Annotated in this window: 17 protein-coding genes and 1 pseudogene; 7 read left to right on the plus strand and 11 right to left on the minus strand. The window is 31.2% G+C overall.

The window, feature by feature from the left end; genetic code table 11:
• The first annotated feature begins 95 nt into the window (after positions 1 to 95).
• Both C4N20_RS00600 and C4N20_RS00605 read left to right on the plus strand, forming a co-directional pair.
• Positions 96 to 386: an HU family DNA-binding protein gene (locus tag C4N20_RS00600; protein WP_005981970.1), complete on the plus strand. Its 291-nt coding sequence runs from the start codon at positions 96 to 98 to the stop codon at positions 384 to 386.
• Positions 379 to 605 (plus strand): annotated as a pseudogene (locus C4N20_RS00605) (HU family DNA-binding protein). The gene C4N20_RS00600 and the pseudogene C4N20_RS00605 overlap by 8 nt, the downstream one beginning before the upstream one ends.
• A 185-nt stretch (positions 606 to 790) precedes the next feature.
• Here the strand turns inward: C4N20_RS00605 and C4N20_RS00610 are convergent.
• The gene (locus C4N20_RS00610; protein WP_005981968.1) at positions 791 to 2,209 is read right to left on the minus strand and encodes a BglG family transcription antiterminator; all 1,419 of its coding nucleotides are present in this window, start codon (positions 2,207 to 2,209) and stop codon (positions 791 to 793) included.
• A gap of 216 nt (positions 2,210 to 2,425) precedes the next feature.
• Here C4N20_RS00610 and C4N20_RS00615 point away from each other — a divergent pair, with 216 nt between their 5' ends.
• Complete coding sequence (locus C4N20_RS00615) at positions 2,426 to 2,719, plus strand: HU family DNA-binding protein (RefSeq protein ID WP_005981966.1); 294 nt, start codon at positions 2,426 to 2,428, stop codon at positions 2,717 to 2,719.
• A 24-nt stretch (positions 2,720 to 2,743) separates the two neighbouring features.
• Here C4N20_RS00615 and C4N20_RS00620 read toward each other — a convergent pair whose 3' ends face one another.
• A complete protein-coding gene (locus C4N20_RS00620; protein ID WP_005981964.1) occupies positions 2,744 to 3,202 on the minus strand; it encodes a threonine/serine exporter family protein in 459 nt (152 codons plus the stop codon).
• Between the two features lies 1 nt (position 3,203).
• Positions 3,204 to 3,968, minus strand: coding sequence for a threonine/serine exporter family protein (locus tag C4N20_RS00625; RefSeq protein ID WP_005981955.1), 765 nt, complete (start codon positions 3,966 to 3,968; stop codon positions 3,204 to 3,206).
• Between the two features lie 116 nt (positions 3,969 to 4,084).
• Between C4N20_RS00625 and C4N20_RS00630 the strand changes: the two genes are divergently transcribed.
• Positions 4,085 to 4,495 (plus strand): RrF2 family transcriptional regulator, encoded by a 411-nt coding sequence (locus tag C4N20_RS00630; RefSeq protein WP_005981953.1) that lies wholly within the window; start codon positions 4,085 to 4,087, stop codon positions 4,493 to 4,495.
• A 233-nt stretch (positions 4,496 to 4,728) separates the two neighbouring features.
• Here C4N20_RS00630 and C4N20_RS00635 read toward each other — a convergent pair whose 3' ends face one another.
• The 6 genes from C4N20_RS00635 to C4N20_RS00660 form a co-directional block, all read right to left on the minus strand.
• Positions 4,729 to 6,060 (minus strand): alanine/glycine:cation symporter family protein, encoded by a 1,332-nt coding sequence (locus tag C4N20_RS00635; protein WP_005981951.1) that lies wholly within the window; start codon positions 6,058 to 6,060, stop codon positions 4,729 to 4,731.
• 129 nt (positions 6,061 to 6,189) lie between these two features.
• Complete coding sequence (locus C4N20_RS00640) at positions 6,190 to 7,191, minus strand: 7-cyano-7-deazaguanine synthase (RefSeq protein ID WP_005981949.1); 1,002 nt, start codon at positions 7,189 to 7,191, stop codon at positions 6,190 to 6,192.
• Between the two features lie 2 nt (positions 7,192 to 7,193).
• Complete coding sequence (locus C4N20_RS00645; RefSeq protein WP_005981947.1) at positions 7,194 to 7,742, minus strand: cell division protein SepF; 549 nt, start codon at positions 7,740 to 7,742, stop codon at positions 7,194 to 7,196.
• Between the two features lie 14 nt (positions 7,743 to 7,756).
• Entirely contained in the window at positions 7,757 to 8,434 is a 678-nt protein-coding gene (locus C4N20_RS00650) for a YggS family pyridoxal phosphate-dependent enzyme (RefSeq protein ID WP_005981945.1), read from the minus strand.
• Positions 8,435 to 8,449: 15 nt separating this feature from the next.
• A complete protein-coding gene (hemW, locus tag C4N20_RS00655) occupies positions 8,450 to 9,526 on the minus strand; it encodes a radical SAM family heme chaperone HemW (RefSeq protein ID WP_005981935.1) in 1,077 nt (358 codons plus the stop codon).
• A gap of 25 nt (positions 9,527 to 9,551) precedes the next feature.
• Positions 9,552 to 11,282, minus strand: coding sequence for a phospho-sugar mutase (locus C4N20_RS00660; RefSeq protein ID WP_005981933.1), 1,731 nt, complete (start codon positions 11,280 to 11,282; stop codon positions 9,552 to 9,554).
• A 342-nt stretch (positions 11,283 to 11,624) separates the two neighbouring features.
• On the opposite strand from C4N20_RS00660, the gene gltS reads away from it, so the two are divergent.
• The gene (gene gltS, locus C4N20_RS00665; RefSeq protein WP_005981931.1) at positions 11,625 to 12,812 is read left to right on the plus strand and encodes a sodium/glutamate symporter; all 1,188 of its coding nucleotides are present in this window, start codon (positions 11,625 to 11,627) and stop codon (positions 12,810 to 12,812) included.
• 86 nt (positions 12,813 to 12,898) lie between these two features.
• On the opposite strand, the gene groL is transcribed toward gltS, so the two are convergent.
• Together groL and C4N20_RS00675 are read right to left on the minus strand one after the other, a co-directional pair.
• Entirely contained in the window at positions 12,899 to 14,518 is a 1,620-nt protein-coding gene (gene groL, locus C4N20_RS00670; protein WP_005981929.1) for a chaperonin GroEL, read from the minus strand.
• 16 nt (positions 14,519 to 14,534) lie between these two features.
• Positions 14,535 to 14,804, minus strand: coding sequence for a co-chaperone GroES (locus tag C4N20_RS00675; RefSeq protein WP_005981927.1), 270 nt, complete (start codon positions 14,802 to 14,804; stop codon positions 14,535 to 14,537).
• 196 nt (positions 14,805 to 15,000) lie between these two features.
• Between C4N20_RS00675 and C4N20_RS00680 the strand changes: the two genes are divergently transcribed.
• Both C4N20_RS00680 and C4N20_RS00685 read left to right on the plus strand, forming a co-directional pair.
• Positions 15,001 to 16,353 (plus strand): MATE family efflux transporter, encoded by a 1,353-nt coding sequence (locus tag C4N20_RS00680; protein ID WP_005981925.1) that lies wholly within the window; start codon positions 15,001 to 15,003, stop codon positions 16,351 to 16,353.
• A gap of 8 nt (positions 16,354 to 16,361) precedes the next feature.
• The gene (locus C4N20_RS00685; RefSeq protein WP_005981923.1) at positions 16,362 to 16,814 is read left to right on the plus strand and encodes a hypothetical protein; all 453 of its coding nucleotides are present in this window, start codon (positions 16,362 to 16,364) and stop codon (positions 16,812 to 16,814) included.
• The last annotated feature ends 143 nt before the right edge of the window (positions 16,815 to 16,957 follow it).

Genomic DNA, 16,957 nt, shown 5'->3' on the forward strand with positions numbered 1-16,957 from the left:
ATAATATAAAAATAGTAATTGAAATATTATTATAATATCTAAAGCAAAGTTAGATTTAGGATAAAATTTTAAATATAAATAACAAGGAGAAAATTATGACAGAAGGCGAATTTATAAGATTTTACAAGAAGAGAAATAATTCTAAAAGTCATAAAGAAGTAAGAGAAAAGATAGACTTATTTTGGAACGTACTACTGAAAGCTTTAGATGAAGATAAAAAAGTAATATTGAAAAACTGGGGAGTTTTTGAGAAAAGAGAGAGGAAAGTTAGAAAAGTATTAGTTCCAACATGGGAAAAGGCACAATATATTAAACCTAAGGAAATAGTAAAATTCAGAACAGGAAAAAGCCTTATAAAAATAGCCAATGGTGATACAGATGAATAAAAAAGAACTGACAAAACTATATAGAGAAAAGAGTTCATATCCTATTTCACAAAATAAGGCAAAAGAAGAAATAATGGTAAGGTGAAATTTCCAAAAATAGGAACATTTGAAATACTTTCAAAACAGCCAAGAGTGATATCTAATCCAGTAACAAGAGAGCTGATGACAATTTATCCTAAGAAAATAATAAAATTCAGAGCATCTAAAAAAATAAAATAGTTAGCTGAAAGGCAGAGAGAAATTTCTGTCTTTTTTTCTTTAATAAAAAATTAAAAAAATCCTCAGTATAAGTTTGCAGAGGATTTTCAAATTTAAGAGAAGTCTGTAAGAGAGTGTTTTAAAAAAGTTATCTATACAGCTAATGCCATAGAAAAAAATTTTTCACACTCCCTTGATTTCCTATTTTAATATTTTTTAGGTATATTAAATTCATCTAAAACATTTATCCCATTCCAGAAATCACTGAGATAAATTTTTAAAACTGGTATTCCATGAGGTTCATCATCTAAATTTGCAAGAGATATGATGAGGTCTATATCTTCATTTTCTGAAAGAAAATATTCTATTCTATAGTCTGGAATCACTTCTACAATCTCTATCTTATATGTACACTGCAATTTTTTTATAACTGCTTCTGTTGCTCTCTGTTCAAAAGTATTATCCACCACAAGTATTCTTTTGGGTTTACTTTCAGCATATTTTTCTTTTTCTATATTTTCTTGAATAATTATTGCCAACAGTATATAATCTTCCATAACAAATTCCATAAAATATTTTGGCACAAGTTCATGTATTGTATTAAATATTTTTGAGCAATATTTAGGTATATCTGTAAAATCGAGATTTTTCTGTACTATATTAAATTTAGATTTATATATTGATATTTTGATAACAGAAGAAATTTTATTAATAAATTCTTCTGTTAAATTCAATTCCTTATTAGATCTTTCATTTAATTCCTTCAAAAAATCCTCTATATACCTATGTAAATTTTCATCTAAATCTGATGAATAAACTCCTGTGAGTATAAGTGTTAAAACATGAACAGAAAAATTGCTCAGCTCTATGTTTCCTTTTATAAACTCCCTCACAATATTAAAATACTCATAATATCCCTGAGAAGAGTGCTGGTATATATAATTATCTTCAAATTCTTTTCTTTTCAAATGAGAATCTACAAATACAGCTACCATTGTATAAAAACTGTAAGTTTGAATATTTTTGTCTGCCTTTTTAAGAAGTCTATTCCCTTTTAATATATATTCATTCAGCTCCTCTTCTGTAACTATAGAATAGAGAAGCTCTTTAAATACATTTTTCAGCTTTTTCCCTTTTGAAATAAATTTAGCAAGGAAAGAAAGCAGCAGTATTTTTTGATGCCTCTCATCTCCATGTAAAGTAATTCCCTTTCCATGTATGACTTCAACAGTTATAGAATAGGGGATTAGAAACTTTTTTATTTCTACCAGATCATAATTTAAGGTTCTTCTTGTTACATCTAATATTCTGCTTTCATGACTTAATATTATTTTGTCATCTATTAAAAGTTTAGTTATTAAATAATCTCTTCTATCAATAAAAGTAAGCGAAGAAAATTCAGAAATTAGCTTTTTTATTTTAGGCATTTCTTTTTTTTCAAGAAAATATTTATCTTTATTTTTTAATATTCCATTTAAATTACATTTATTTAACACTGTATTTATATCTTTAATGTTATAACGTATAGTCCTCGAATTGAGATTTAAAACAGAAGATAAATCCTCAACAGTGTATTTATTCTGAAATAAAAGCTCTAGAATATTCAGATTTTTCCCATTAAGCATCTTTAACTCCTTTCAAATTTTGTATACAACCTTATCAAAAAGTGACATATGAAATTTTTTTCATTATTTTTGAAAAAAAATTCGAATTTTATATTAATCAAAACAATGTTAATATAGGTTATATTAACATGAATATACTAATAGTATACTTCATTTTAAGAAAAAAAAGAACCATCTTTAAAAATAAAAATGGAACAAGTAAGGAGGCACACAAAAATGACTGAAAAAGAATTTATGAAAAAATATCTGGAATCTTTCAAGTTAGATGGAAGACTAAAAAATATAGGTGAAGCTAAAAAAAGAGTAAAAGTTTTTTTTGACACTTTAAAACAGGTTATTGATAAAGATGAAAAAGTTATTTTTAAAGATTGGGGTAAATTCGAAATAGAGCACAGAGAGCAAAGAACTTATGGTAACCCTAGAACTAAAGAAAGAATAATTATTCCAGCTAAAAAAGTTTTAAAATTCACAGTTGGAAAGAAATTTGCTGACAGAGTAAAAAACAGTTAAAAAGGGGAAAAAATTCCCCTTAATCTAAGTGTTCTTATTAACTCTGGACTTTATCTCATCATAAAGTCTAAAGACAGTTGATGCTGAAAAGATTCCTACAGCCATTGCTCCTGCTATAATAAAAGTCTGGATACCTTTTTGGACTGCCATGGGATAATTTTTATCGATCAGGTTATACATTGTATAGTAGATCCCTCCTCCAGGTGCCAAAGGTATCAATGCAGCTATCAATATTGTTGTTACAGGTGTGTATATTATTCTGGAAACTGCTTCTGAATATAGTGCAAGTGCAAATGTTGCTATGAAGAAGGTCAATCCTTCAGAATAGTTTAAATGCTGTCCTAAAAGATATACTGCCCAGCTCAATCCACCAGCTATACTGGTATGAAAGAGATTTTTGTGTTTGATATTAAACATCAATCCAAATCCAAAGGTAGTAAATATAGCAGCTGCAATTTGAAATATTATTTTTTCTACTGACATATTATACACCACCTAAATTTAGAAGTAATTTTAATGCTATACCTGAACCTACCGCTATAGAAGTTCCTATCATCGCTACTTCTCCTAGTCTGGAAAGTCCTGTAACAAGATCCCCAGAGAATATATCTCTCATGGAATTAATAAAAGCAACTCCCGGAACCAATATCATTAATGTTGAAATTATTGGAATGGAAACATCTGTTATAAATCCTAAATGAAGGAATAAACATGCTGTTCCTGAAGATATTCCACCACAGAGGAGATTGGTAAAGAACGTTCCTAATTTCAGTGCATCTGTAATTTTAGATGCTGTTGCAATAAGTATTCCGCATAAAAAGGCAGCTATAAATTCTCTTATATTCCCTGAAAAAAGGAAAGTAAAAAATCCAGCTCCTATGCAGTTTCCTGCTGCATTTATAAGAAAAGGATATGGTTTTTCATTTTCAATATTGAGGAGTTTTTCTCTAAGTTCATCACAGTTGTAGTCACTTATATTTCTTATAAGAGAATAGACTTGATAAACTTTATCTAAATTGGTAGTTCTAGATGTCACTCTTTCTACAAGGGAGATCACTTCTCCTTCAGAATTTTTAAGAGTTATTATTATACAAGTGAGCGTAGCAAAACATTGAGGAGTCATTCCATAGTATTCAGCTACCTGGCAAATATGATTTTCTACTCTGTATACTTCAGAGCCGTTCTGCAACATGATTTTTCCTGTAAGGCAGGCAAGTGAAAGAATCTTATATTCGGTTTTTTTATCCATTAAAATCTCCCAGATATGATTTATATTTGCCTAAATTATAGCATAAAATACAAAAAATAGAATATATAAAAATACAATTTTATAAAACAATTTAATTAAACAAGGAGTGATACATAATGAAAATAACACAAGAAAGCGATTACGCAATAAAGATAGTACTATATTTATCAAAACTAGATAAAGGTGAAATAGCAAATGCAAGAGAGATCAGTGAAGCTGAACAAATGTCTATGAAATTTGCTCTTAAAATATTAAGAAGACTTTGCAAAGTTAAACTTGTTGAATCTTTTAGAGGAATCAAAGGAGGATACAAATTAAAAAAGTCTGCAAACGATATAAGCTTGAGAAGTGTAATAGAAGTTATTCAAGGTGATCTTTTTATCAACACAAGTTTAAAGAATGTAAATTCCGCTAAAAAAGTTGAAGCTGACCCAGTAAACTCTTTACTTTATTCTATACAGGAAGAAGTTAAGGCGAAATTGAGCAACACAAGCTTCAAAGATTTAAAAGACGCTTCAGCTGAATAATAGTAATTAATATAATAATATAAAAGTAGATATCTCAAAAGAAAATTGAATAAGTTTTAGAGCTTTGGAAATTAGAGAGATTTGCGTAATTAATGATGCAAGTAAAATGTAAAAAATAGTATGTTTGAGTGAAACGAGTTTACTATTTTTAATTTTATGAGCAAGATTAATAGGAAATCTTTCTACTGGAAAAGCTCTAAAATTATATTTTGACTAATGAGATACCTACTTTTTTATTTTCTTATATATTCTTTTTCATATTCTTTCAGTGATTCAACCGCCTTGTAAGTCAATGGATAAACTCCCATAAGATTGACTATTGTCATAAGTCCCAATCCCAAATCAGCCAGATTCCACACTAAAAAGTTTTGTCTCACTCCTCCAACAAAAAGCATTACCAAAGTAAAAACTTTAAAGGCTTCCTGAAGCCATGGTTTATCATATAAAAAGGCCAGATTAGGTTTAGCATAGAAACTTACACCTAGTATAGTACTAAAGGAAAATAGGAATAATATGACTGCTGTGAATATAACTCCCCAATTTCCCACCTGATATCTAAATGATTCCTGTAGAAGCGTCATTCCTCCAAGTCCTTCTGGAATATCTCCTCTTGATAAAAGTATAACAAAAGCTGTTGCACTGCATATTAATATAGTATCTACAAATACTCCCAAAGCCTGTACCAGCCCCTGCTTCACTGGATGATCTATATCAGCCGCCGCTGCTGCACAAGGAGCAGATCCTGATCCTGCCTCATTAGAAAACAATCCTCTTTTTACTCCCTGCATTACTACAGTTCCAAATGTTCCACCTAAAAATTGTTTTATACCAAAAGCATGTTCAAAAATATCTTTGAGTGTTGCTGGAATCAAAATTATATTTTTCACTATAATGAAAATAACTACAATAAGGTAGATAGCAGCCATTGCTGGAACCATTTTATCCAAGACCTTTACTATCTTATCTCTTCTCCCAAAAAGAACTGCTGCTGCCAATACTACAATCACTATAGATGTAGTTTTTGTGTTTATTCCAAAGGCAGTATTGAAAGATTCTGTTACAGAGTTAGATATTATTTGAAAAACTCCTGCCCAGCATATAAGAGCAAATATTACAAAGAGAACTCCCAGCCATCTTTTATTCAATCCTTTTGTAAGAAAATATGGAGCTCCTCCTCTATATCCACCTTGAGGATCTTTTTCTCTGTATATTAAAGCTATTGTTGACTCTACAAATGCAGTGGCTGAACTCAAAAGAGCAACTATCCACATCCAGAAAACCGACCCCGGTCCTCCTACTGAAACTGCTGCCACTACTCCAGCCAGATTTCCTACTCCTACTCTTGAAGCTGTACTTATACAAAAAGCCTGAAATGAACTTATCCCTTCTCTATTTTTTTTCGTTTTTTTCGTTATGAGAGATATCATATGTCCAAATAATCTGAACTGTACTCCTTTTGTTTTTACAGTAAATATTATTCCACTCACTACTAATATTACTACCAACAAATTTTTATTCCACATAATATTATTCACAAAATTAACTATTGACTCAAAAGAATTCATTTTTCCTCCAATTTTTAAATACAAAAAGAGCCTGATACAAAAATACTTTATATACCTCTGATGTGAATAGATATAAGTAATTTTTGAATTAGACTCTTTTAATTTTTTTACTTTATATTCTCTATTCTACTATCCTACTATTTGAAACTCTTTTATCTTTTCTTCTACTTTTTCAATATCTACTGGGAGAACTTTTACTATATTACCATTTACTCTAACTTCTATCTCTGTTTTCCCTTTTACTTTAGAATATCTTGAAAATAAATCTACTGCAAACTGTTTTTCCTCTTCTGTAAGCTCACCATAACCGAGTATATGAGGCCCTGCTATCTGGCATCCAGTTACATGAAGACTTCCTAGTTCTTTATATTGATCTATCTTATTATTTCCTTCTTCATCTCTTCCAATAAAGAAATATTTTCCCTTATCCAGTCTATAGAATCTCCCTACTTTTAACAAATGGAACAGATATGAATTTTCCTCTTCAAGAAGTCCATCCTTTTCTAATATTTCCAGTCTGTCTGAATAAGCTGGATCTGTCAGAAGACATCCACCACCTGGCGAAGGGTAATCCTCAATTCCATAATATTTCATAAGATCCATCTGTCTTCCTCTGCCTCTTCCTTGAATATCCAGAAGTTGTTCTCTGTCTACCCATCCTTCCAGTTCTGCCTTGCTTGGAGGAAGAAGTTTAGCTGATAATGGTCTTAATACTAAATCATCCATTCCTGAAAGTTTCTTTACTTTTTCTAATGCAGCTGCATTCTGCGACATTGGTCTTTGACCAAGTACTTCTCCAGATATTACAAATTGAGCTCCATATTCTTCTAAAAGCTCCCCTGCTATTTTAAACATCAGAGAATGACAGTCAATACATGGATTCATATTTTTTCCTCTTCCATATACTGGGTTTTTTAATATTTCTGTATGTCTGCTTTTAAAATCTATATATTCTAATTTTATTCCAAGCTGCTCTGCCATTTTTTCTGCTTTTTCATTTTTACCGCCAAAAAAATGCGAAACAAAGTTCAGGGCTACAACCTCTACTCCCTGATCTTTTACAACTTTTACAGCAAGTGCACTATCCAGCCCTCCTGAAAAAAGAGCCAATGCCTTTATCTTTTTTTCCACTTCTATTTTTCCTCTCTTCCAAAATCTAAAATTGTTCTTCCTTTACTGTCCTTTTTCCCTTCATAGTATACTTTCATACTTTTAGGAACAGCAGTATATACTTTTTTACTAATCTCAATAAAGCTGGCACCTTTTATGCTCATAGCCCCTGCTAGGAAATCCATCAATCTTTGAGCTGTAGGAAGATCAAGATATTCAAGATTTAAAGTTACCATTTTATCACTTTTTATGTATGTAGCTATTTTTTTACAATCAGCAAAAGTCTTAGGATCCACGAATATAGTCTGATAGTTTCCACTTGCATTCAATTCTGCTTCAAGACTTGAAGATGACTTCCCATATCCACCTAAATTTAATGGAGTGCTTTCTTTTGGAGTAGATGTTTCAACTTCCTTTCCATTAGAATTTACTTCAATTATTCCAGTTTCATCTAAACCTTCTAATCCTTCCATATCGTCTATTTCATTTGTTTCAGGATTATCTATCCCTAAAAGTTCTTTTAAGTCCTGAAAAACTTTAAAAGAGTTTTTTCCGCCTTCTTTTTTCTTCATTATATTAAAACCTCCTATTGAAAAATCTTTCTGCCTACTCTTATCAATGTTGCCCCTTCTTCTAATGCTATCTTGTAGTCGTTAGTCATTCCCATAGAAAGTTCAACCAATTTTCCTTTAAACCATTTTTCATTCAATTCATCTTTTATTTCTCTTAATCTTTTAAATACACTTCTCAACAGCTCTTCATCTTCAACAAATGGAGCCATAGTCATAAGTCCAATTATATTTATATTTTTCAGTTCCATCAACTGAGGAAGTTCTTTGTACAGCTCTTCCAAATCATATCCTTCCTTGCTCTCTTCTCCAGCTATATTTATTTCAAGAAGAACATCAATGACCCTGTTATACTGCTCTGCTCTCTTATCTATCTCCTGAGCAAGAGAGAGTTTATTTACTGAATGTATCATTTTTACATACTCAGCAATATACTTAACTTTATTTTTTTGAAGATTTCCAATGAAATGCCATTCTACATCTTTTATTCCCATTTCATTAAATTTTTCCTGTTTATCCTTCATAACCTGAGCTTTGTTTTCTCCAAAAACTTTTACTCCGCAATCTATTATTGGAAGCATCTCTTCTGGCCCTACATATTTTGTAACAGCTATAAATCTTGACTTTTCAGGATTTAATGAGTGCTTTTTTATATCCTCTTCTATTTCTGAAATATTCTTTTTTATGTCACCCATTATTTTTTCAACTCCTTATATAAATTCATCTAATACATCATTTGCAACCATAAGTCCTTTTCTGGTCAAAATGAAATATTCACCTTTTTTTGTAAGATAACCTCGTTTTTCAAGAGATACACACTTCTCTATATACTCCCCTTCTGGCTTAACTCCTTTTTTTAAAAGTCTAAACCCAAGAATATATTTATATTCCTCTCTTTCTTTTAAAGTTACCATTTCTTTTTCCATAATAGGTTTTACTCTACTTTCTATACTATCATAATATTCTAAAAATTTCATCTGATTTTTATATCTTATATCATTAATATATCCAGAAGCTCCTAATCCTATTCCTAGATACTCTTTATTTTCCCAGTATTTTGTGTTATGGACAGCTTCTTTTTCAGGCAGAGAAAAATTAGATATTTCATAATGAATATATCCTGCCTCTTCAGCTGTATCTATTATTTTTTCAAACATATCTGCTTCTATTTCATTTTCAGTTTCTCTTAGAAGCCCTTTCTTCAGTTTTTCAAAAAATACAGTTCCTTCCTCCCAGATAAGTGAATAAATAGAAAAATGTTCTGGCTTCATACTTAATAGTTTTTTCAAATCATTTTCTACTTCTTCCACACTCTGACCTGGCAATGAAAACATCAGATCGAGACTTATATTTTCAAAACCTGCTTTTCTTGCATTGTAATAGGTTTCTATTCCTTCTTCTGAAGAATGCATCCTTCCAAGTATTCTCAAATATTTTTCATCAAATGACTGTATTCCTATACTCAGTCTGTTTATTCCGATTTTTTTTAATTGGACAAGTTTATCATAATCTACAGTCTTAGGATTTACTTCAAGAGTTACCTCTGCTCCCTCTTCTATATCCAGTTTTTCCAATATTCTTTCTATATCTTCCAAATCTAAAAGAGAGGGGGTACCACCCCCGAAATAAACTGTATTGTATTTATATGAAGGATATAGTTCCATCTCCTTCAGCAAATAATCTACATATTTTTTTCTGCTCTCTTTATCAGATTTGAATGATAGGAAATCGCAGTAATTACATTTGTTTAAACAGAAAGGAATATGTATATATATCCCATCTACCATTGATTTTCCTCCATTTACATTATAATTATAGTGAATCTACATAAGCTTGGAATCCAGCTTTTACCTCTTCAAGCTTAGCTAATGATTTTTCTTTAGTTGAATCTACAACACAGATATAATATTTGATTTTTGGTTCAGTTCCAGAAGGTCTTGCTGTTACACAAGTTCCGTCTTCAAGTATGAATTGGATAACATCTGATTTAGGCAGATCTATTTTTGAAGTTTCTCCAGTTTTCATATTTTTTTCTACTTGAAGTTTAAAATCTTTGTAGCATTCAACTTTTCTTCCAGCTACTTCTGTATGTTCATGTGTTCTTAGGTTCTCCATTATTCTTCCGATTTCTTCCAATCCATCTTTACCTTGTTTAGTGATAGCAACTGTTTCTTCAACAAACCATCCATATTTATCATATAGTTTATTTAATTCTTTATATACAGTTGTCCCAATACTATTATAGTAAGCAGCCATTTCAGATATCATCAAAGTAGCTACTACAGCATCTTTATCTCTTACATGTGTACCAACTAAATATCCTATAGACTCTTCAAATCCAAACAGGAAAGTTCCATCTAATTCTTTAGTTTCAAACTGTCTGATTTTTTCTCCTATGTATTTGAATCCAGTAAGTGTTCTGTATAGTTTTATTCCTTTGTCTTTAGCTATTACATCAAGCATAGGAGTAGAAACTATTGTAGATATTACAGCTCCATTAGCTGGTATATTCTTATTCATCTCTAATAGATAGTTCATTAAAAGAACCCCTATTTGATTTCCATTAGGATATACCCAGTTTCCTTCATTATCTCTAATTGCCATACCAGTTCTGTCAGCATCAGGATCGTTAGCAAGACAGATATCTGCTCCTATTTTATCAGCAAGCTCTGTACTTAATTTAAATACTGCTTTATCTTCTGGATTGGCATATGGACAAGTTGAGAACAGTCCATCAGGCATTTCCTGCTCAGGTACTGTATATACAGAATCAAATCCCATTTCTTTCAATACTCTCTGCACTGCCACTCTACCAGTTCCATGAAGTGGAGAATAAACTATTTTAAAGTCTTTCTTTCCAGGAATATCTCTGTTGATAGCTTGTTTTTCTACCTCTTCAACAAATCTGTCATCTATTTCTTTACCTATATATTCCAGCAACCCTTTAGCTTTTGCCTCATCTTCTGAGATCATTTTTATATCTTTAAATATATCTACATTATTTACTTCATTTACTATACCGCTTGCCTGAGGTTCTACTATTTGTGCTCCATCTTCCCAGTATACTTTATATCCATTATATTCCTGTGGATTATGAGAAGCTGTTACCATTACCCCTGCCTGAGCTTTTAATTCTCTTGTAGCAAATGAAAGTTCTGGTGTTGATCTCAATGATGTGAAAAGATAAGCTTTTATTCCATTTCCTGCCAAAACAAGTGCTGTATTTAATGCATACTCAACAGAACCTATTCTACAATCATAAGCTATGGCAACTCCTTTTTTCTTTCCAGTTTCTCCTGTACTTTCTATTATATAATTAGCAAGCCCCTGAGTTGCTTTTCTTATATTATATTTATTAATTCTGTTTTTCCCTATTCCTCTTACTCCTCTCATTCCAGCAGTACCAAAGCTTAGGTCAGTATAGAATCTGCTTTCTATTTCTATATCATTTCCTTTTATGCTCATCAATTCCTCTCTATCTTCTTTATCAAGATAGTCCGAAGCCATCCACATTTCATATCTTTCTAAAATTTCTTTTTCCATACCCATCCCTCCAAATATCTTAAATTTTTCATTCTATTTAAAAAGTATTCTATAATTACATATTATACCTCATTTGAACCTTATTTAGAAAATATTTTTAAAATATTTTAAAAAATATTTTCTTTTTTCTCTTCTTTGGTGTTTCATTTTTTTAGACAAATGACTTATAAATATACAAAACATTTATAAAATTTAACTTTATTTAAAATTAATATATTTTATATATTTGAAGTATATATAAAATTTGTGGTATATTAATTCTTGTAGTATATTTTATATATGATTAGAATATAATTTTTTTTACGGTATAAAATAATGAATATTTTCAAGGAGGACACAAAAATGATATTAAATCTTACCACTATTCAGACTATGGCATTAGCTGTCTTAGTTCTTTATTTGGGAAAATTTATCAACAACACTTTCAAATTTCTAAAAGAAAACTGTATCCCTGATGCAGTTACAGGAGGGACTATATTCTCTATACTGACTTTGATAGGACATGAAACTGGTATTTTTTCTTTTATATTTGAAGATACATTGAGAGAAGTTTTCATGATAGCTTTCTTTACAACAGTTGGTTTTTCTGCAAGTATAAAGTTATTGAAAAAAGCTGGAATCCCTGTTCTAATGTTCCTGCTGGCAGCTGTAGGACTTGCTGTTCTGCAAAATGTCTTTGGAGTAGCAATGGCTAAATTCCTTCACATAAATCTTCTTATCGGACTTGCTACTGGTTCACTTGCTACTACTGGAGGTCCTGGTACTGCTGGAGCTTTTGGTCCTATCATAGAACAGTTTGGTGCTCAGGGAGCAACTATGGTAGCTATGGCAACTGCTACTTACGCCCTTATTGCAGGAAGCATAATTGCTGGTCCTATATGTAAAAGACTTATAAAGAAGCATGAGCTGCTTGAAAAGAAAAATGGTAACTCTACATTTGAAAATTCTGGAAGCAAAAGTGAGTTTCTTTCAGCTAAAAGAGTTCTTCCAACTGGTTTCCAAATAGTTATAGCTATGGGAGCTGGAAGCCTTATTTCAAATTTCCTAAGCAGCTTAGGTTTAGTACTTCCACCATATATAGGAGCAATGTTTGCAGCTTCTATTATGAGAAATATGTCAGATTACTCTGGAAAGTTTGAAATTGACTTGGATATTATCTCTATTATTGGAAGTTTTACTCTTGCCATGTTCCTTTCAATGACTCTTATGAGTTTTAAATTATGGGAATTAAAAGAATTAGCTCTTCCATTAATTCTTATGCTTGTTGGACAGACTATTCTTATGGGTGCATTTGCATACTTTGTCACTTTCAATATCACTGGAAGAGATTATGATGCTGCTGTTATGACAGGAGGGCACTGTGGATGTGGATTTGGTACTACTCCAAAAGCTCTTGCAAATATGGAAGCTCTTACAGAAAAATATCTTCCATCACCTAAAGCATTTTTCGTTATCCCTATTGTTGGTGGACTATTTATAGATTTCTTTAACGCTGCTATTATCACATTTTTTATAAATCTGGTTAAATAATTCCCCCCCTTTTAACCAAATCCCAAAAAACCCTCTCCAAAGATCATTGATCTATGAAGAGGGTTTTTATTATAAGTTATTAATTATTACATCATTCCCGGCATCATACCTGGATTACCCATTTCTGGTTCTTTTGCTTCTTTTTTAGTAGCAACTAATACTTCTGTTGTAAGTATTAAAGCTGATACTGATGCAGCGTTTTGTATTGCTGATCTAGTTACTTTAGCTGGATCTATGATTCCTGCTTCTACCATATTTACATATTTTTCTGTTGCAGCATTAAATCCAAATCCTTCTTCCATTTCTCTTACTTTTTCTACAACAACTGCTCCATCTACTCCAGCATTTTCTGCTATCTGTCTCAATGGTGAAGTCAATGCTTTTTTAACTATTTCTACTCCGATACCTTCTTCTCCTTCAAGTTTGAAGTTTTCCATAGCTTTTACAATCTCTAACAGGATAGTTCCTCCACCAGGCACTATTCCTTCTTCTACTGCTGCTCTTGTTGCATTTAGAGCATCTTCTATTCTCAATTTTTTATCTTTCATTTCTGTTTCAGTAGCTGCTCCTACTTTGATTACTGCTACTCCGCCAGATAATTTTGCCAATCTTTCCTGTAATTTTTCTTTATCATAATCAGAAGTTGTAGCTTCTATTTGATTTTTAATAGAATTTACTCTTCCTTTGATATCTTCGCTTGTTCCCATTCCGTCTACTACTACAGTCATATCTTTTGTTACTTTTACTTTTTTAGCTCTTCCCAATTGACTGATAGTTGTTTCTTCAAGTTTCATTCCTTTTTCTTCAGAAATTACTTCTCCTCCAGTAAGCACTGCTATATCTTCCAACATAGCTTTTCTTCTGTCTCCAAATGCTGGGGCTTTTACAGCTACAACATTTAATGTTCCTCTTAATTTATTGATTACAAGTGTAGTAAGTGCTTCTCCTTCAAGTTCATCAGCAATTATCAATACTGGTCTTGAAGCTTGTACTGTTTCTTCCAATACAGGAAGTATATCTTTCATACTTGATATTTTTTTATCTGTTATAAGGATAAATGGATTATCAAGTTCAGCTGTCATTCTCTCTGTATCTGTTACCATGTATGGAGAAATATATCCTTTATCAAACTGCATTCCCTCTACAACTTCTAATGTTGTTTCAAGAGATTTTGCTTCTTCTACAGTTATAACTCCTGTTTCTCCTACTTTCTCCATAGCCTGAGCTATAAGTTTTCCAATCTCTTCATCTCCTGCTGATACAGAAGCTACCTGAGCTATCTCATCATTAGATTGAATTTTTTTAGATCTTGCTTTAAGATGTTCTATAACCTCTTTAGTTGCTTTGTCTATTCCTTTTTTGATAAACATAGGATTAGCTCCTGCACTTACCATTTTCAATCCTTCTTTAACTATTGCCTGAGCCAGTATAGTAGCTGTTGTAGTTCCATCTCCAGCTACATCATTTGATTTAGTAGCTACTTCTTTCACTAATTGAGCTCCCATATTCTCAAATGGATCTTCCAATTCTATTTCTTTAGCTATTGATACTCCATCATTTGTAATAAGAGGCGATCCATAGCTTTTTTCAAGAACAACATTTCTTCCTCTTGGTCCTAATGTTACTTTTACTGCATCTGCTAATATATTTACACCTTTTTCAAGTTTTTTTCTTGCTTCTTCGTCAAATTTTAATATTTTTGCCATTGTGTTTCCCTCCTGATTATTCAATTACTGCTAAGACATCTTCTATATTTAAAATGAGATATTTCTCTTCTCCATCCTTTATCTCAGTTCCAGAAAATTTAGCATAAACTACCTTTTCTCCAACTTTGATATCAGATAATTTTTCTCCCTTTCCTACTGCGACAACTTCTCCTAAATTAGGTTTTTCCTTGTCTCCAGTTCCTGGAAGAATAATTCCGCTTGCAGTTTTTTCTTCCACTTTTACAAGTTTAATTAAAACTCTCTCTCCTATAGGTCTGATATTCACAACATATCCCTCCATTCATTATTTTTTTATTAGCACTCATTGATAACGAGTGCTAGTTTTTACATATACATATTAAAACATTTGTTTTTCTCTGTCAATACTTTTTTTCAATTTTTTATTTTCTTTTTATGACTCTTGTATTTTAAATTTTTTATTGATAAAATATCTAAATAGCATATTTATCTTGGGAGGATTCATGCAAAAAGAAAAAGTAGATTTATCAGAATTTTATAGAAGTTTCCTTACTATAGGAATACCTTTAATGATACAGCAGCTCATATCTTCTTCATTAAATTTTATTGATAATCTTATGATAGGAAGGTTAGGAACTGAATTTATTGCCGCTGTGGGATTTGCCAACAGTGTTTACAGGATATTGGACCTTTTTTTATTTGGTCTGTGCAGTGGAATGGGAGTATTCATAGCTCAATATTTTGGAAAGAAAAATTTTGAAATGATAAGAAGAATACTAGGTAAACTGGTGTTAGCTGGTATTACTCTTTCACTTATTTTCTCTATCATCACTTTTATAGGTGCTGAAAAAATAATTGGAATCTTTACTAAAGAGCCTCAGGTATTGGCTATTGGTGTTTCATATATAAGAAGAGCTCTATTTTCATATACATTCTATGCAATTTCCTTCAGTGTAGGATTTTGCCTGAGAGCTATGGGGCTTACTAGAATCCCTATGATCTCTGCATCCATTGGAGTTACTGCAAATACATTTTTCAACTATTGCCTTATCTATGGAAATTTTGGATTTCCTCGTTTAGAAGAAAGAGGAGCTGCAATAGCTACTGTTATGGCTAGAATGCTTGAACTCTCTACTATTTTATTTATAGTTTATAAAAAAGATTTTAATCTGAAAGGGAATCTTCAATCATATTTGAATCTGCCTAAAGCTCTTATGAAAGAAATAATCAAAATATCTACTCCTATTTTTCTTACAGAAATGCTGTGGATACTTGGAGTGGTTTCTCTTTCAGTTGCATATTCAAGACTTGGAACTACACAAGCTGCCTGTGTACAGATAGCTGATATCATCACTGCTATTTCATCAGTATTATTCATGGGAATATCTAATTCAGCTTCTGTTATAATCGGACATACTATTGGTAAGGGAGATAAAAATAAAGTTATTGCTTATTCAAGAAAAATATTACAGATAGCTTTTGGAATGGCTATTGTTAGTCTGATGCTCGTTCAAGGGCTGACTAATACCATTGTTTCATTATATCATCTTCCACCAGAAACTCACATAATGGCTGTAAGAACTATGAGAACTGTAGGTATGTTTGTTTTCTTAAAAATGATTAACTGGACTTTGCTGATAGGACTATTCAGAGCAGGGGGAGATACAAAAGTAGCATTCTGTCTGGATATATTTCCTCTCTGGTTTTATGCTGTCCCAGTAGCTTTTATTGGAGCATATTACAAAGTCCCAGTATATATCCTTGTTGGAGTAGCTGATTTTTCTGAAGTTATAAAATTGATTTCTTCATTATTCAGATACAAGACTTTAAAATGGATAAAAGATGTTACAGTATAGGAGAAAAAATGATAGATAAAGAATTTACAGAAGATATATACGACATAGAACAGGAACCTCTAGATTTAAATATTTCAACTTTTGGGAAATACTTCCCAGCTAAAAGTTTAGAAAAAGTTCTTGGAGATTCTCTTTATGATAATTATTTCAGTGAAAATAGAATATGGAAAGATGAAATTTTACTTGATTATATAAAAGCTAGAATAGAAAAGATAAAACAGCAGAAATCTTTAGATAAAGAAGATAATATAATCTTGAAACTCTTTGAAGTATTTGAGCTTATGTATGAAGCTGAAAAAAATACTGATGAAGATTTTACAATGCAATATCTAGACCTTTATGATGAAAAAGAAATCCTACTTAAATTGATGATGATGATAGAAAAGAAATTTAAGGATTCTCTTGATACAGCCCTTGACCTTATTATTGGGCAATCTTTTTCTGATATTAATGAGGAATAAAAAAAGACTGCCTTCATAATTTGAGGGTAGTCTTTTATTTTGGGTTTTATTTTCACAACTCTTCATTATCTTCTTTTATAATTCCTATAAGCGTCAGTATAAAAAGATAGATAAAATAAAATGGTAAAAATAAACAATATAAT

Origin of the sequence: Fusobacterium ulcerans (genome assembly GCF_003019675.1) — a bacterium.
Classification (GTDB): Bacteria; Fusobacteriota; Fusobacteriia; order Fusobacteriales; family Fusobacteriaceae; genus Fusobacterium_A; species Fusobacterium_A ulcerans.

Coding starts and splice junctions, on each gene's coding strand:
- C4N20_RS00600 (WP_005981970.1), top strand. CDS start 96: ATGACAGAAGGCGAATTTATAAGATTTTACAAGAAGAGAAATAATTCT.
- C4N20_RS00610 (WP_005981968.1), bottom strand. CDS start 2,209: ATGCTTAATGGGAAAAATCTGAATATTCTAGAGCTTTTATTTCAGAAT.
- C4N20_RS00615 (WP_005981966.1), top strand. CDS start 2,426: ATGACTGAAAAAGAATTTATGAAAAAATATCTGGAATCTTTCAAGTTA.
- C4N20_RS00620 (WP_005981964.1), bottom strand. CDS start 3,202: ATGTCAGTAGAAAAAATAATATTTCAAATTGCAGCTGCTATATTTACT.
- C4N20_RS00625 (WP_005981955.1), bottom strand. CDS start 3,968: ATGGATAAAAAAACCGAATATAAGATTCTTTCACTTGCCTGCCTTACA.
- C4N20_RS00630 (WP_005981953.1), top strand. CDS start 4,085: ATGAAAATAACACAAGAAAGCGATTACGCAATAAAGATAGTACTATAT.
- C4N20_RS00635 (WP_005981951.1), bottom strand. CDS start 6,060: ATGAATTCTTTTGAGTCAATAGTTAATTTTGTGAATAATATTATGTGG.
- C4N20_RS00645 (WP_005981947.1), bottom strand. CDS start 7,742: ATGAAGAAAAAAGAAGGCGGAAAAAACTCTTTTAAAGTTTTTCAGGAC.
- C4N20_RS00650 (WP_005981945.1), bottom strand. CDS start 8,434: ATGGGTGACATAAAAAAGAATATTTCAGAAATAGAAGAGGATATAAAA.
- hemW (WP_005981935.1), bottom strand. CDS start 9,526: ATGGTAGATGGGATATATATACATATTCCTTTCTGTTTAAACAAATGT.
- C4N20_RS00660 (WP_005981933.1), bottom strand. CDS start 11,282: ATGGAAAAAGAAATTTTAGAAAGATATGAAATGTGGATGGCTTCGGAC.
- gltS (WP_005981931.1), top strand. CDS start 11,625: ATGATATTAAATCTTACCACTATTCAGACTATGGCATTAGCTGTCTTA.
- groL (WP_005981929.1), bottom strand. CDS start 14,518: ATGGCAAAAATATTAAAATTTGACGAAGAAGCAAGAAAAAAACTTGAA.
- C4N20_RS00680 (WP_005981925.1), top strand. CDS start 15,001: ATGCAAAAAGAAAAAGTAGATTTATCAGAATTTTATAGAAGTTTCCTT.
- C4N20_RS00685 (WP_005981923.1), top strand. CDS start 16,362: ATGATAGATAAAGAATTTACAGAAGATATATACGACATAGAACAGGAA.